This is a genomic window from uncultured Sphingomonas sp., assembly GCF_913774285.1.
In the GTDB taxonomy this organism is placed as follows: domain Bacteria; phylum Pseudomonadota; class Alphaproteobacteria; order Sphingomonadales; family Sphingomonadaceae; genus Sphingomonas.
Genome location: NZ_CAJYHX010000031.1, coordinates 21519 through 34204 on the forward strand (window position 1 = coordinate 21519; position 12686 = coordinate 34204).

Here is a 12686-nt window from a genome sequence, read left to right on the forward strand (position 1 = left end):
GCGCTTTCATCCGCTGGCCTCGCCATGATATGCAAGTCTCGGTCCGCCCGTCGCGCCACGAGGTCTGTCATGCCGCTCCCGGCTCTGTCGCTCGCCCTCCTGATCGCCTACACATCGCCGGGCGAGCGGATGCTCAACGTCCAGTACACCGTGACGAATGTGGGCGGTGGCCTCGGCAACCATGTCGACGAGACGGTGATCTTTGGCATGGTGCCGGGCGCCGCAACGGAAAAGCGCTGGGTTGCGGAGAGGGTGCGCCGCGACCGCCGCTATTGCGGAAAGCAGGGTGCGGACGGCAAATGCGTCGCCACCGAGACGCAAGTTCATGACTGGCTGGACGGCGCAACCTGCAGCAAGGTGGCACCGGCCTTCACCGCACTTTGGGCCATTCGGCCCGCAGGCTTCGCGCCGGTGCGGGACTTTGTCATCGTCTCCGATTCTGCCACCGTCACCATCACGGGCACCACGACGCAGGCGGGCTATCTCACCAAAACCAGCGTCAGCCAGGCCGCCGGCGACTTCGCGACGTGGTGGCACAATTCGAGCAATAGCTGGAACGCGTGCTGGCAGCAGGCCGCACCGGTCGTGGAGGGTCAAGTGCTCGCCCCCCGCTTGTTCCTTCCTGCAACCCCCGCCTCCTGACGGGCGAAACCACGAAGGTTCCCCTTTGCCCCGATTCGCGCTAGGGGCGCGGGATGCCCAATCTTTTTCTCGTGATGCTCGGCGGGGCCATCGGCTCCGCGGCCCGCTACGGCGTTGGCCGCGCCGGCGTCGCCCTGCTCGGCCCGGCCTTCCCCTGGGGGACCCTCGCCGTCAACATCGTCGGCGGCTTCCTGATGGGGCTGCTCGGCGCCAGCCTGCTGCGCTTCGGCCCCAATGCCGAACAGGCGCGGCTGCTGCTCGGCGTCGGCGTACTCGGCGGTTTCACCACTTTTTCCTCCTTCTCGCTCGAGACCTTCGCGATGATCGAGCGCGGCGACCTCGTCACGGCGATCGGCTATGTCCTCGCCTCGGTGATCGGCGCGATCGGCGCGGTCGCCATCGGCATGACGCTGGCGCGGGCGGTGACGGCATGAGCGGCCCCGAAGATGGCGTCCGCCAGTTCGTCGTCGGCTATGACGATGACGGCATCCGGCTCGACCGCTGGTTCAAGCGGCATCTGCCCGATGTGAGCTTCAACATCGTCTCGCGCTGGGCCCGCACCGGCCAGCTCCGCGTCGACGGCGCGCGCGCCACGCCGGGCGACCGCATCGCAGCCGGCCAGCAGATCCGCGTGCCCCCGGCCGAGCCGGCCAAGGGCGCCGCCGCCGCTGCCCCGCGCGCCAAGCGTGCGCCCAAGCCGCTCAGCGAGGAGCAGACCGCGTTCGCGCAGTCGCTGGTGATCCACCGCGACAACGCCGCGCTGGTGCTCAACAAGCCGCCGGGCCTCGCGACCCAGGGCGGCACCAAGACGTTCGAGCATGTCGACGAGCTGCTCGACGGGCTGTGGTTCGAGGCCGAAGGCCGCCCCAAGCTGGTCCACCGGCTCGACAAGGACACGTCCGGCGCGCTGCTGGTCGCCCGCTCGGCGCGAGCGGCGGCGTTCTTTTCCAAGAGCTTCTCCAGCCGCACGGCGCGCAAGATCTACTGGGCGCTGGTGATGGGTGTGCCGGAGATCGAGGACGGCTTCATCGAGCTGCCGATCGGCAAGCAGCCGGGCACCGGCGGCGAGAAGATGCAGGTCGACACCGAAGAGGGCCAGCCCGCCCGCACCCGCTACCGGGTGATCGAGCAGGCCGGCAATCGCTGCGCCTGGGTCGAGCTGCAGCCGTTCACCGGCCGCACCCACCAGCTGCGCGTCCACATGGCGGCGATCGGCCACCCGATCGTCGGCGACGGCAAATACGGGCTGCAGGAGGCGTTCCTCACCGGGGGCATCAGCCGCAAGATGCACCTCCATGCCCGCCGCATCCGCATCGACCATCCCGATGGCGGCCGGATCGACGTCCGCGCCGAGCTGCCGCACCATTTCGCCGAGTCGATGCACACGCTCGGCTTCGATCTGAGCGTGGGCAATGCACTGGAGATCGACGACGGCCCCCCGCCGATGAGCAAGGAACTGCTCAAGCAGAAGGCCAAGGCCCACGCCAAGACCTACCGCAAGGAACGCCGCGGCGAACGGCGGGGCCGGGGCGAGAAGAAGTAAGCGTGCCCTTATTTGAACGTTCGCCGTCATCCCGGCAAAAGCCGGGATCCGTTGGGGTCGCCGTTGCGGCTCCTGCTTCGACGTTGTGGCGAATGGATCCCGGCTTTCGCCGGGAGGACGTACAAAGGGTGGAAACTTTCGCATGAACCGCCTCGCGCTCTTCGATTGCGACGGCACGCTGGTCGACAGCCAGGCGAGCATCTGCCTCGCCATGGAGCATTGCTTCACAGGCCAGAAGCTCGCCCCCCCACCCCGCGAGTCGATCCGCCGCATCGTCGGCCTGAGCCTGGTCGAGGCGATCGCCCAGTTGCTGCCGCAAGCCGAGGGCGATCTCCACCGGCACCTCGCCGAGGAATATAAGCGCGCCTATTTCGCCCTGCGCACCGCCGGTCATATCGAGGACGAGCCACTCTATGACGGCATCCTCGAGGCGATCGAGACGCTAGACGCCAATGGCTGGCTGCTCGGCGTCGCCACCGGCAAGTCGGATCGGGGGCTGCGCCGGGTGCTGGAAGCGCACGGCCTGCGCCAGCGCTTCGTCACGCTGCAGACCGCCGATCGCCACCCCTCCAAGCCGCACCCGTCGATGATCGAAACCGCGATGGCAGAAGCAGGTGCAGCACCCGAGACCACGGTGATGATCGGCGACACCAGCTTCGACATGGCGATGGCCGTCGCGGCCAATGCGCACCCCTTGGGCGTTGCATGGGGCTACCACACTCCCCATGATCTACACGCGGCCGGCGCGGTGCGGGTCGTGGCGCATGCATCGGCGATCCCGGTGCATCTGGAGGCCCTGTGAACGACGCCGACCGCGTAGCACGCAACCGCTATTTCCTGATGATGGCCGCGAACTGCGTCGGCGTGGCCGGCGCAGTGCTGGCGCTGCTCATCCTGGGCCGTGCCAAGACCACCGAGCTGACGATGCTGGGCATTGCACTGATGCTCGCCTCGTTTTGGGTCATGGCAGCGATCCCCAGGATGCTCGCCCGCCGCTGGAGGACACCCCCCGAAGCATGAAACGTTTCTGGAAGACCGTGACGATCGTCGACGGTGCCATCGAACTCGATGGCCGCCCCGTCCGCACCCCTGCCCGCGCAGCCCTGCTGCTGCCGACGCCGCAGCTGGCGGAAGCCGTGGCCGAGGAATGGCGCAGCGTCGGCGAGGAACTCGATCCCCGCGCCATGCCGCTGACCGGACTCGCCAACGCCGCGATCGACCAGATCGCGCCGAACCCCGCCCCCTTCGCGGCGGACCTCGCGCGCTATGGCGAGAGCGACCTGCTCTGCTACCGCGCCGAACTGCCCGAGCCGCTCGTCGAGCGCCAGGCCGCGCAGTGGGACCCGCTGCTTGACTGGGCGCGCACCCGCTACGACGTGCATTTCGAGACGACCGCCGGAATCATGCACCGCCCTCAGCCGCCTGCGACGATCGCGCGGCTGCAGGAGGTGGTCGCGGCGCTCGACCCGTTCCGGCTTGCCGCGTTCAGCCCGCTGGTGACGATCAGCGGCTCGCTTGTCACCGCGCTGGCACTGCTCGAAGGCGCAGCGGACCGGGAGACGGTGTGGCGCGCCGCCCAGCTCGACGAGGACTGGCAGGCCGAGCAATGGGGCGAGGACGAACTCGCCACCCGCGCCCGTGACGTTCGCCGCGCCGATTTCGACGCGGCGGCGCGGTTCCTCAGCCTGCTCTAGCAGAACTCAGAGGACGTCCGAGGACTCCCCGGTTGGGTCGCCGCGCTTCATCAGACCGCGGATGAAGCCAATCAGGCCGGTCTGGCGCGAGCGCTTGAGTCGCTCGGCCTTGAGGATGGTGTGCACCGCCTCGAAGCATTTGTCGGCATCGTCGTTGACGAGGACATAGTCATAGCCGTCCCAGTGGCTCACCTCGTTGGAGGCGCGGGCCATGCGGTGGGCGATCACCTCGGGCGAATCGGTCTGGCGGCCTTCGAGGCGGCGGTGGAGCTCGGCCATCGATGGCGGCAGGATGAACACGCGCACCACGTCGCCCCCCATCGTCTGGTGGAGCTGCTGCGCACCCTGCCAGTCGATGTCGAACAGCATGTCACGACCGGTGGCGAGCACCGCGTCGACCGGGCCCTTGGGCGTACCGTAGCGATGCTTGAAGACGTGCGCCCATTCGATGAAGTGATGCTGCGAGACCATCTCGCGGAACCGCTCGACATCGACGAACGTATAGTCGACCCCGTTCACCTCGCCCGGGCGCGGCTCGCGCGTGGTCACCGAAACGGAGACGGCGAGATCGGGTTCGGCTGCCAGCAGCTTGCGGGCGATGGTCGACTTGCCGGCGCCCGAGGGCGACGAAAGGACAAACAAAACCCCGCGGCGATGGAATCCATGCGGGTCGTTCTGGTGCGTATGGGCCATGCGGGCCTTTGGCGTAGCGGCACCCGGGCCGTCAAGCCCGGGCACCGTTTCGCGACTTACGCGCCGAGGCCCGTATCGGGACCGTGTTCGGTGGTCAGCTTGCGCTTGAGATAGGCCGCGCCCACCGCGCCTGCGCCGAGCACGAACGCTGCCGGCACCACGCGCTTGGCGACTTCCCAGGTCGCGACGCCGACCGCCGCGCCCACCGCGCCGCCCTCGCCGTCACGCCGGTCGATCTTGCTGCCGATCCAGCCTGCAATCAACTTGCCGATCATCGTTTTCTCCTTCCCCGCAAGAACGGCGGTGCGGCGGCAGCGTTCCCGCCGCTCGCCGCGCCCGATCAACGGCCGATCATCGTCTCGGGCTTCACGAACTTGTCGAAGGTGGCCTCGTCTACAAGGCCGAGCGCCAGGCCCGATTCCTTGAGGGTGAGGCCCTTCTCGTGCGCGTTCTTGGCGATCTTGGCGGCATTGTCGTAGCCGATGGCGGGGGCGAGTGCGGTGACCAGCATCAGCGAACGATCCACCAGTTCCTTGATCCGCGTCTCGTTCGCCACCGCGCCGTCCACCGCGCGCTCGGCGAAGTTGGTCATGCCGATCGCCATGAGGGTGATCGAGCGCAGCACATTGGCGCCGATCAGCGGCTTGAAGACGTTGAGCTCGAAATGCCCCTGCATGCCGCCCACCGTGACGGCGGTGTGATTGCCGATAACCTGGGCCGCGACCATCGTCAGCGACTCGCTCTGCGTGGGGTTGACCTTGCCCGGCATGATCGAGCTGCCCGGCTCGTTCGCCGGCAGCTCCAGCTCGCCGAGACCCGAGCGTGGGCCCGAGCCGAGCAGGCGGATGTCGTTGGCGATCTTGGTGAGCGATACGGCCAGTGTGTTGCAGACCCCCGATAGGTTCACCAGCTGGTCCTTGGTCGCCAGCATCTCGAACTTGTTGGGCGCCGAGACGAAGGGGAGGCCGGTGATCTTGGCGATCTCCGCCGCCACATCCTCGGCATAGCCCGGCGGCGAGTTGAGCCCGGTGCCCACCGCGGTGCCGCCCAGCGCCAGCTTGAAGATGTCGAGCTCCAGCACACTCTGGAACCGCGCCCGCGCCGAGGCGAGCATCGCGGCATAGCCCGAGAATTCCTGCCCGAGCGTCAGCGGCGTCGCGTCCTGCAGATGGGTGCGGCCGATCTTGACGATGTGATCCCAGTCGTGCGCCTTGCGGTCGAGCGACGTGTGCAGCCGCTCCAGCGCCGGGAACAGGTCCAGCGTCACCGCACGCGCCGCGGCGATGTGCAGCGCGGTCGGGAAGCTGTCGTTCGACGACTGCGCCATGTTGACGTGATCATTGGGGTGGATCGGGCTCTTGCCGCCCCGCTTGCCGGTGAGGATCTCGTTGGCGCGGCCGGCGATCACCTCGTTGACGTTCATGTTGGTCTGGGTGCCGCTGCCGGTCTGCCAGATCACCAGCGGAAACTGGTCGTCCAGCTTGCCGTCGATCACTTCCTGCGCGACCTGGTCGATCACCTCGGCGATCTTGGGATCGAGCCCGTGCTTCACGTTCACCCGCGCCGCGGCCTGCTTCACGATCGCCTGGGCATGGACGATGCCGATCGGCATCCGCTCCTCGGGCCCGAACGGGAAGTTCTGGATCGATCGCTGGGTCTGGGCGCCCCAATAGGCGTCGGCGGGAACTTCGATCGCGCCGATCGAATCGGTTTCGGTGCGCGTGCCGGTCATGTGCTTCTCCGCTTGGTTTGTTCGCGATGTAGGCCGCCTGCCCCGCCCCACAACCCGTACGACGGTCGGCATTTCAGCCGCGCCGGCCAAGCCCCGAGAAACACTTGGTAACTTGCATTCTCGCGCAGGCAGCGCGCAAAGACGCGATGCCACCGGCGACAACAGCCGGGGCAACCGCAGGAGAAGAGCCATGATCCCGTTGATTCTGGGGCTGCTGCTCGCCGCCCCCTTTTCCGAGATCGCGCACAGCGTGCGCATCGACCATGACAGCGGCCCGGTCCATGCCGACTATCGCATGCGGGTCGACGTCCGCCACCAGCAGCTCGGCGTCGCCGGACCCGGCGGCCGCGCCTCGACGCTGCGCTGCCGCTGGCAGGCCGATCTAGTGGTCGATCGCCAGGCGCGCCACAGCGCCGGCACGCTCCAGCGCGCGCTGCGCCAAGAGCGCGTCGCAGCCGGCAGTCGTCCCGGCTGGTGCACCGCCAACCGCGCGGTGATCGCGAAGGACGTTGCCAGCGCGACCAAGGACATGCGAGGCGCGGTGGAAGCGCTGGCCAGCCGGGACGCCGAAACGCTGCGCGCCGAACTCGATCAGATAGGACTTGGTACCAGTTGATGCGTATCCCCATTGCCGTTGCCACTTTCGCCGCCCTTGCCTTCCCGCTTGCCGCCCAGGCGCAGGTGCTGCCCAAGGTTTCGGGCGGCGTCGAACTTTCGACCGACGAAAGCCGCCGGGGCCTCAGCTGGAGCGAGAACCAACTCAGCGCCTCGGGCGACGTCTCCGCCGGCATCCTCGGCTTCGACGCATCGGCGCGGGTGGCGATGGTGCGCGAATCGAGCCGCCATGCCGGCGCCGACACGGTGTTCGACCTGGAGGCCGGGCATGGCTTTGACATCGGCCTGTTCAAGCTGCGCGGCTTCGTGACCGGCCATGTCTTCACCGGCGCGGCGCGCGCCATGGACTATGTGGAAGTGGGTGCGGACGGCAGGTTCTCGCTCGGCCCGCTGCAGCTCAACGGCGGCGCGACCTATGCGCCGGACCAGGGGCCGATTGGCGGCGACAATCTCTACCTGCACGCGGGCGCAGCGGTGGGCGTGCCCTCGACGCCGTTCACGGTGTCCGGTTCGGTCGGCCACACGACCGGAAGCACCGACGACATCCGCGCCGCTCGGCTGCGCCCGACTGGCGACTATACCGATTGGCGGATCGGGGTGGAGCATGTCAGCGGCCCGCTGACGCTGGGCGTCGATTATGTCGGAACCGACATCGACACCAACCGCGCAGTGTCGTCGCCCTATGCGGACCTGCGGCACAGCGGCAACCGCGTGCTGGGCCGCGCGCGGCTTTCGTTCTGACGGCTGCGCTAATCCCCCCCTCCCGCGTGCGGGAGGGGATGGGCGAGGGTGTGACGTGGAGGTTCTTTCTGAACCGCCGTCGCCCGCTTCCCTCACACACCCTCCCCTAACCCCTCCCGCAAGCGGGAGGGGGACTTAGAAGAAGGGAGGGTGTTCTGGCCTACCTCTGCTCGGCACCCGGCACGGCGACATCGGCCACCGCCGTGGCCTCGTGCCCGCTGGCGAAGTGGAGCGTCAGCGGCACCTTCTCGCCGGCATGGACGTTCGGCACCAGCCCGAACAACATGACATGCTTGCCGCCCGGCGCGAACTTCACCTCGGAGCCTACCGGCAGGTCGAGGCTGGCGAGCTGGGTCATCTTCGCCATGCCCGCGGCATCCTTGGCGCTCTCATGCATTTCGGCCTTGTCGGCCGCGCGGGTTGAAACGCTCACCAGCGTCTCCGCCTCGCGTCCGCCGTGCAGCGTGAAATACGCTGCCCCCGGCTGACCGGCCACCGCGGGCAGCCGAATCCACGCACCGTCCACCTTCACCCCATCCGCCTGGGGCGAACACGCCCCCAGCCCTAGAACCGCTACAAGTCCCGCCAGAGTGCGCATTCGGCATCCTCCCTCTTTGATTTGGGAAATCTTGTAGAAACCCGGGCGTCTTGCGGCAAGGCACGACGCACCTATATCCCCCCTCGGACATCTGGACGGCGGTCGCCTCTTCTGGGGCCGGAATCCGGATAACGCTTATGAACCCTTTTGTTTCGATTGTGGGGGCCAACGAGGACCATGGCTAAAGTTATCGGTATCGACCTGGGCACGACCAACAGCTGCGTCGCTGTGATGGAAGGCGGCAAGCCCAAGGTCATCGAGAATGTCGAAGGCGCACGCACCACGCCGTCGATCGTCGCCTTCGCCAAGGATGGCGAGCGCCTGATCGGCCAGCCGGCCAAGCGCCAGGCGGTGACCAACCCGGACAACACCATCTTCGCAGTGAAGCGCCTGATCGGCCGCCGCTTCGACGACCCCGTGACCAAGAAGGACACCGAGCTGGTGCCCTACACGATCGCGCGCGGCTCGAACGGCGACGCCTGGGTCAAGGCCGGCGGCGAAGAGTACAGCCCGTCGCAGATCTCGGCCTTCATCCTGCAGAAGATGAAGGAAACCGCGGAATCGTACCTCGGCGAGAGCGTGACGCAGGCGGTGATCACCGTGCCGGCCTATTTCAACGACGCGCAGCGCCAGGCGACCAAGGACGCCGGCAAGATCGCGGGCCTCGAAGTGCTGCGCATCATCAACGAGCCGACGGCCGCCGCGCTCGCCTATGGCCTCGACAAGGACAACAACAAGACCATCGTGGTCTATGACCTTGGCGGCGGCACCTTCGACATCTCCGTGCTCGAAATCGGCGACGGCGTGTTCGAAGTGAAGGCGACGAACGGGGATACCTTCCTCGGCGGCGAGGATTTCGACAACAAGATCGTCGATTACCTGGCCGACCAGTTCAAGAAGAAGGAAGGCCTCGACCTCCGCACCGACAAGCTGGCGCTGCAGCGGCTGAAGGAATCGGCCGAGAAGGCGAAGATCGAGCTGTCGTCGGCCGCGACGACCGAGATCAACCTGCCCTTCATCACCGCCCGCATGGAAGGTGGCGCGACCACCCCGCTGCACCTGGTGGAGACGATCACCCGCGCCGACCTCGAGCGTCTGGTCGACGACCTGATCAAGCGCACTCTCGAGCCGTGCCGCAAGGCGCTGGCCGATGCGGGCGTCAAGGCCGATGCGATCGACGAAGTCGTGCTCGTCGGCGGCATGACCCGCATGCCCAAGGTCCGCCAGGTGGTGAAGGACTTCTTCGGCAAGGAGCCGCACACCGGCGTGAACCCGGACGAAGTCGTCGCCATTGGTGCTGCGATCCAGGCCGGCGTGCTGCAGGGCGACGTGAAGGACGTGCTGCTGCTCGACGTGACCCCGCTGAGCCTCGGCATCGAGACGCTGGGCGGCGTGTTCACCCGCATGATCGACCGCAACACCACGATCCCGACCAAGAAGTCGCAGGTCTACTCCACCGCTGACGACAATCAGCAGGCGGTGACGATCCGCGTCTTCCAGGGCGAGCGCGAAATGGCGGCCGACAACAAGCTGCTCGGCCAGTTCGACCTGGTCGGCATCCCGCCGGCGCCGCGCGGCGTGCCGCAGATCGAAGTCACCTTCGACATCGACGCCAACGGCATCGTCAACGTGTCCGCCAAGGACAAGGGCACCGGCAAGGAGCAGCAGATCCGCATCCAGGCCTCGGGCGGCCTGAACGACTCCGACATCGAGCAGATGGTGCGCGATGCCGAGAAGTTCGCCGAAGAGGACAAGAAGCGTCGTGCCGCGGCGGAAGCCAAGAACAACGCCGAGAGCCTCGTCCACACCACGGAGCGTCAGCTCCAGGAGAATGGCGACAAGGTCGACGCGGCGCTGAAGGGCGAAATCGAAGCGGCGATCGCCGAGACCAAGTCGGCGATCGAGAGCGGTGACGCCGATGCGATGACCGCCAAGGCCCAGAACCTTGCCCAGGTGGCGATGAAGCTCGGCCAGGCGATCTACGAGAAGCAGGCTGCCGAAAACGCCTCGCCGAACGCGGGTGCCGCGGCCGGCAGCGAAGCCGGGGCTGAGGAAGTGGTCGACGCCGAGTTCTCGGAAGTGGACGACAACAAGGCGTAACGGATGCCCCTCCCTCTCCCTTGCCGGGAGAGGGCCGGGGATCGGGGGGAGCGGGCACGCGCGATGCGATCGGGCATCGGCGTAGTTCCTCTCCCCGTCCCTTGATGGGGAGAGGGCTTGCTGGATGACCACCGAAGTCGATTATTACGAACTGCTCGAAGTCGAGCGCACCGCGGACGATGCGACGATCAAGTCGTCCTACCGCAAGCTCGCGATGAAATATCACCCGGACAAGAATGCCGGGTGCAAGGATTCCGAGGCGAAGTTCAAGGCGATCAGCGAAGCCTATGACTGCCTGAAGGACCCCCAGAAGCGCGCGGCGTACGACCGCTTCGGCCATGCCGCCTTCCAGAACGGCGGCGGTGGCCATCATGGCGGCCAGGGCGATTTCGGCGCGTTCAGCGACATTTTCGAAAGCGTGTTCGGCGAGTTCATGGGCGGCGGGCGCGGCGGCGGCCGGCCCCAGCGGCGCGGCGCGGACCTGCGCTACGACATGGAAATCTCGCTCGAACAGGCGTTCCACGGCCATTCGACCGAGATCACCATCGACGTCTCCGGCCCCTGCGACAGCTGCAATGGCTCGGGCGCGACGCCCGGCACCAAGGCCAAGACCTGCACCACCTGCGCCGGCCACGGCAAGGTGCGCGCGCAGCAGGGCTTCTTCATGGTCGAGCGCACCTGCCCCGCCTGCCACGGCGCCGGCGAGGTGATCGCCGAGCCCTGCCGCACCTGCCGCGGCGAGGGCCGGACCGACAAGACCAAGACGCTCAAGATCGAGATTCCGCCCGGCGTCGACGAAGGCACCCGCATCCGCCTGACCGGCGAGGGCGAGGCCGGCGCCCGCGGGGCACCGGCGGGCGATCTCTACATCTTCCTCCACGTGACGCGCCATTCGCTCTACGAGCGGCAGGGCACGACGCTGTACGCCAATGCGCCGATCAGCTTCACCACCGCGGCACTGGGCGGCGAGATCCGCATCCCCGGACTCGACGGCGAGGAGCATGTGATCAAGATCCATGCCGGCACCCAGTCTGGCCGCGAGATGCGCCACCGCGGCGCCGGCATGCCGGTGCTGCAGGGCCGTGGTCGCGGCGACCTGGTCGTGCGGCTGGAGGTCGAGACGCCGACCAAGCTCAGCGGCCGCCAGCGCGAGCTGCTCGAGGAATTCCGCAAGACCGAGACGGGCGAGGAATGCCCGCAGTCGAGCGGCTTCTTCGCCAAGCTGAAGGCGGCGCTCGGTTGAGCTTGCACGTACTAGGTCTGCCCCACCAGCCGTCATCCCGGCGAAAGCCGGGATCCATTGGGGTCGCCGTACCGGCTTTTGCCACGACCGAGTGGCGAATGGATCCCGGCTTCCGCCGGGATGACGTAAGTGGGAATGACGGCCTGGGGGTAGCCGCATGACCCCGCGCGAACTGCTCGACACCGCCGACGTCCCCGGCGGCGAACCGCTGCGGCTGTTCCGCCGGGGTGACGATCACATGATCGTGCTCGAGCGCAACGAGCTGATGAACAGCCGGATGAGCGGTTCGGAAGAAGCGCTGGCGGTGATGACGCTCGAACGGCTCGGCAAGCGCGAGGCACGGGTGCTGATCGGCGGATACGGCATGGGATTCACCCTGCGCGCCGCGCTGGCGGTGCTCGGCGGCAATGCCAAGGTGACGGTGGCCGAGCTGGTCCCGAAGATCGTCGACTGGGCGCGCGGGCCGATGGCGGCGCTGACGAACGGATGTCTGGACGATCCGCGCGTGAAGGTGGTGTTCGATGATGTCGGCCGGGTGATCGCCGACGGGCAGAATGCCTATGACGCGATCCTGCTCGACGTCGACAACGGCCCGGACGGGCTGACCCGCGTGGGCAACGACAGCCTCTACTCGATGCGCGGCCTCGATTCCGCGCGGCAGGCGCTCCGCCCCGGCGGCATCCTGGCGGTGTGGTCCGCAGCATCCGACGCACCCTTTGCGCGCCGCATGCGCGACAGCGGGTTCCAAGTGGAAGAGGTCGCGGTACGCGCCCGCCAGAACGGCAAGGGCCCGCGCCACGTCATCTGGTTCGGCAAGCGGCGGTAAAGCGTCCGTCGCCGGGTATCCGCGCCCGTTTACGCCGATCCGACCAAAACACCCGTGCTCCTGCGAAAGCAGGAGCCCAGGGCCAAGCGCGCAAACCTAGCCACCCTGGGCTCCTGCTTTCGCAGGAGCACGGCTTGTGGCTCGCCCAGGGCTCCCTTGAGCTTCTGCCAGCTTCGGCCCAGTTTCGGACGTTACCTGCTTCGTCCACCTTCCGTGCGTCGGAGGGAATGCGAATGGTTGCTTCGCGGACGGTGCGGAC

General features: G+C 67.6%; 15 protein-coding genes. 11 read left to right on the top strand and 4 right to left on the bottom strand.

What is annotated here, in order from left to right; translation table 11 throughout:
• Positions 1–69 precede the first annotated feature (69 nt).
• The 6 genes from QZ670_RS17135 to QZ670_RS17160 all read left to right on the top strand — a co-directional run bounded on the left by QZ670_RS17135 (position 70) and on the right by QZ670_RS17160 (position 3879).
• The gene (locus QZ670_RS17135; protein ID WP_294257539.1) at positions 70–642 is read left to right on the top strand and encodes a hypothetical protein; all 573 of its coding nucleotides are present in this window, start codon (positions 70–72) and stop codon (positions 640–642) included.
• Positions 643–695: 53 nt separating this feature from the next.
• Entirely contained in the window at positions 696–1076 is a 381-nt protein-coding gene (gene crcB, locus QZ670_RS17140) for a fluoride efflux transporter CrcB (RefSeq protein ID WP_294257541.1), read from the top strand.
• On the top strand, positions 1073–2185 hold the full coding sequence (locus QZ670_RS17145; RefSeq protein ID WP_294257543.1) for an RluA family pseudouridine synthase: 1113 nt from the start codon (positions 1073–1075) through the stop codon (positions 2183–2185). The genes crcB and QZ670_RS17145 overlap by 4 nt, the downstream gene beginning before the upstream one ends.
• 142 nt (positions 2186–2327) lie before the next feature.
• Positions 2328–2987, top strand: coding sequence for an HAD-IA family hydrolase (locus QZ670_RS17150; protein WP_294257545.1), 660 nt, complete (start codon positions 2328–2330; stop codon positions 2985–2987).
• A complete protein-coding gene (locus tag QZ670_RS17155; protein WP_294257547.1) occupies positions 2984–3205 on the top strand; it encodes a hypothetical protein in 222 nt (73 codons plus the stop codon). Before QZ670_RS17150 ends, QZ670_RS17155 begins: the two co-directional genes overlap by 4 nt.
• Positions 3202–3879 carry an ATP12 family protein gene (locus QZ670_RS17160; protein ID WP_294257549.1) on the top strand — a complete coding sequence of 226 codons (678 nt, stop codon included), beginning with the start codon at positions 3202–3204 and terminating at the stop codon, positions 3877–3879. The genes QZ670_RS17155 and QZ670_RS17160 overlap by 4 nt, the downstream gene beginning before the upstream one ends.
• Before the next feature lie 6 nt (positions 3880–3885).
• On the opposite strand, the gene gmk is transcribed toward QZ670_RS17160, so the two are convergent.
• The 3 genes from gmk to fumC all read right to left on the bottom strand — a co-directional run bounded on the left by gmk (position 3886) and on the right by fumC (position 6304).
• Complete coding sequence (gmk, locus tag QZ670_RS17165; protein ID WP_264609745.1) at positions 3886–4572, bottom strand: guanylate kinase; 687 nt, start codon at positions 4570–4572, stop codon at positions 3886–3888.
• A gap of 56 nt (positions 4573–4628) precedes the next feature.
• Positions 4629–4847 (bottom strand): hypothetical protein, encoded by a 219-nt coding sequence (locus QZ670_RS17170; protein ID WP_093294653.1) that lies wholly within the window; start codon positions 4845–4847, stop codon positions 4629–4631.
• A gap of 65 nt (positions 4848–4912) precedes the next feature.
• A complete protein-coding gene (fumC, locus tag QZ670_RS17175; RefSeq protein ID WP_294257554.1) occupies positions 4913–6304 on the bottom strand; it encodes a class II fumarate hydratase in 1392 nt (463 codons plus the stop codon).
• Positions 6305–6494: 190 nt separating this feature from the next.
• On the opposite strand from fumC, the gene QZ670_RS17180 reads away from it, so the two are divergent.
• Entirely contained in the window at positions 6495–6920 is a 426-nt protein-coding gene (locus QZ670_RS17180; RefSeq protein ID WP_294257556.1) for a hypothetical protein, read from the top strand.
• Positions 6920–7660, top strand: coding sequence for a TorF family putative porin (locus QZ670_RS17185; RefSeq protein WP_294257558.1), 741 nt, complete (start codon positions 6920–6922; stop codon positions 7658–7660). The genes QZ670_RS17180 and QZ670_RS17185 overlap by 1 nt, the downstream gene beginning before the upstream one ends.
• Positions 7661–7820: 160 nt before the next feature.
• Here the strand turns inward: QZ670_RS17185 and QZ670_RS17190 are convergent, their stop codons facing one another.
• Positions 7821–8258 (bottom strand): copper chaperone PCu(A)C, encoded by a 438-nt coding sequence (locus QZ670_RS17190; protein ID WP_294257560.1) that lies wholly within the window; start codon positions 8256–8258, stop codon positions 7821–7823.
• A 177-nt stretch (positions 8259–8435) separates the two neighbouring features.
• Here QZ670_RS17190 and dnaK point away from each other — a divergent pair, with 177 nt between their 5' ends.
• From dnaK to QZ670_RS17205, 3 genes are all read left to right on the top strand, one after another.
• Complete coding sequence (dnaK, locus tag QZ670_RS17195) at positions 8436–10358, top strand: molecular chaperone DnaK (RefSeq protein ID WP_294257561.1); 1923 nt, start codon at positions 8436–8438, stop codon at positions 10356–10358.
• A 124-nt stretch (positions 10359–10482) separates the two neighbouring features.
• The gene (gene dnaJ / locus QZ670_RS17200; RefSeq protein ID WP_294257563.1) at positions 10483–11601 is read left to right on the top strand and encodes a molecular chaperone DnaJ; all 1119 of its coding nucleotides are present in this window, start codon (positions 10483–10485) and stop codon (positions 11599–11601) included.
• Positions 11602–11758: 157 nt separating this feature from the next.
• Positions 11759–12427: a spermidine synthase gene (locus QZ670_RS17205; RefSeq protein WP_294257565.1), complete on the top strand. Its 669-nt coding sequence runs from the start codon at positions 11759–11761 to the stop codon at positions 12425–12427.
• The last annotated feature ends 259 nt before the right edge of the window (positions 12428–12686 follow it).

Coding starts and splice junctions, on each gene's coding strand:
- QZ670_RS17135 (WP_294257539.1), top strand. CDS start 70: ATGCCGCTCCCGGCTCTGTCGCTCGCCCTCCTGATCGCCTACACATCG.
- crcB (WP_294257541.1), top strand. CDS start 696: ATGCCCAATCTTTTTCTCGTGATGCTCGGCGGGGCCATCGGCTCCGCG.
- QZ670_RS17145 (WP_294257543.1), top strand. CDS start 1,073: ATGAGCGGCCCCGAAGATGGCGTCCGCCAGTTCGTCGTCGGCTATGAC.
- QZ670_RS17150 (WP_294257545.1), top strand. CDS start 2,328: ATGAACCGCCTCGCGCTCTTCGATTGCGACGGCACGCTGGTCGACAGC.
- QZ670_RS17160 (WP_294257549.1), top strand. CDS start 3,202: ATGAAACGTTTCTGGAAGACCGTGACGATCGTCGACGGTGCCATCGAA.
- gmk (WP_264609745.1), bottom strand. CDS start 4,572: ATGGCCCATACGCACCAGAACGACCCGCATGGATTCCATCGCCGCGGG.
- QZ670_RS17170 (WP_093294653.1), bottom strand. CDS start 4,847: ATGATCGGCAAGTTGATTGCAGGCTGGATCGGCAGCAAGATCGACCGG.
- fumC (WP_294257554.1), bottom strand. CDS start 6,304: ATGACCGGCACGCGCACCGAAACCGATTCGATCGGCGCGATCGAAGTT.
- QZ670_RS17180 (WP_294257556.1), top strand. CDS start 6,495: ATGATCCCGTTGATTCTGGGGCTGCTGCTCGCCGCCCCCTTTTCCGAG.
- QZ670_RS17185 (WP_294257558.1), top strand. CDS start 6,920: ATGCGTATCCCCATTGCCGTTGCCACTTTCGCCGCCCTTGCCTTCCCG.
- QZ670_RS17190 (WP_294257560.1), bottom strand. CDS start 8,258: ATGCGCACTCTGGCGGGACTTGTAGCGGTTCTAGGGCTGGGGGCGTGT.
- dnaK (WP_294257561.1), top strand. CDS start 8,436: ATGGCTAAAGTTATCGGTATCGACCTGGGCACGACCAACAGCTGCGTC.
- dnaJ (WP_294257563.1), top strand. CDS start 10,483: ATGACCACCGAAGTCGATTATTACGAACTGCTCGAAGTCGAGCGCACC.
- QZ670_RS17205 (WP_294257565.1), top strand. CDS start 11,759: ATGACCCCGCGCGAACTGCTCGACACCGCCGACGTCCCCGGCGGCGAA.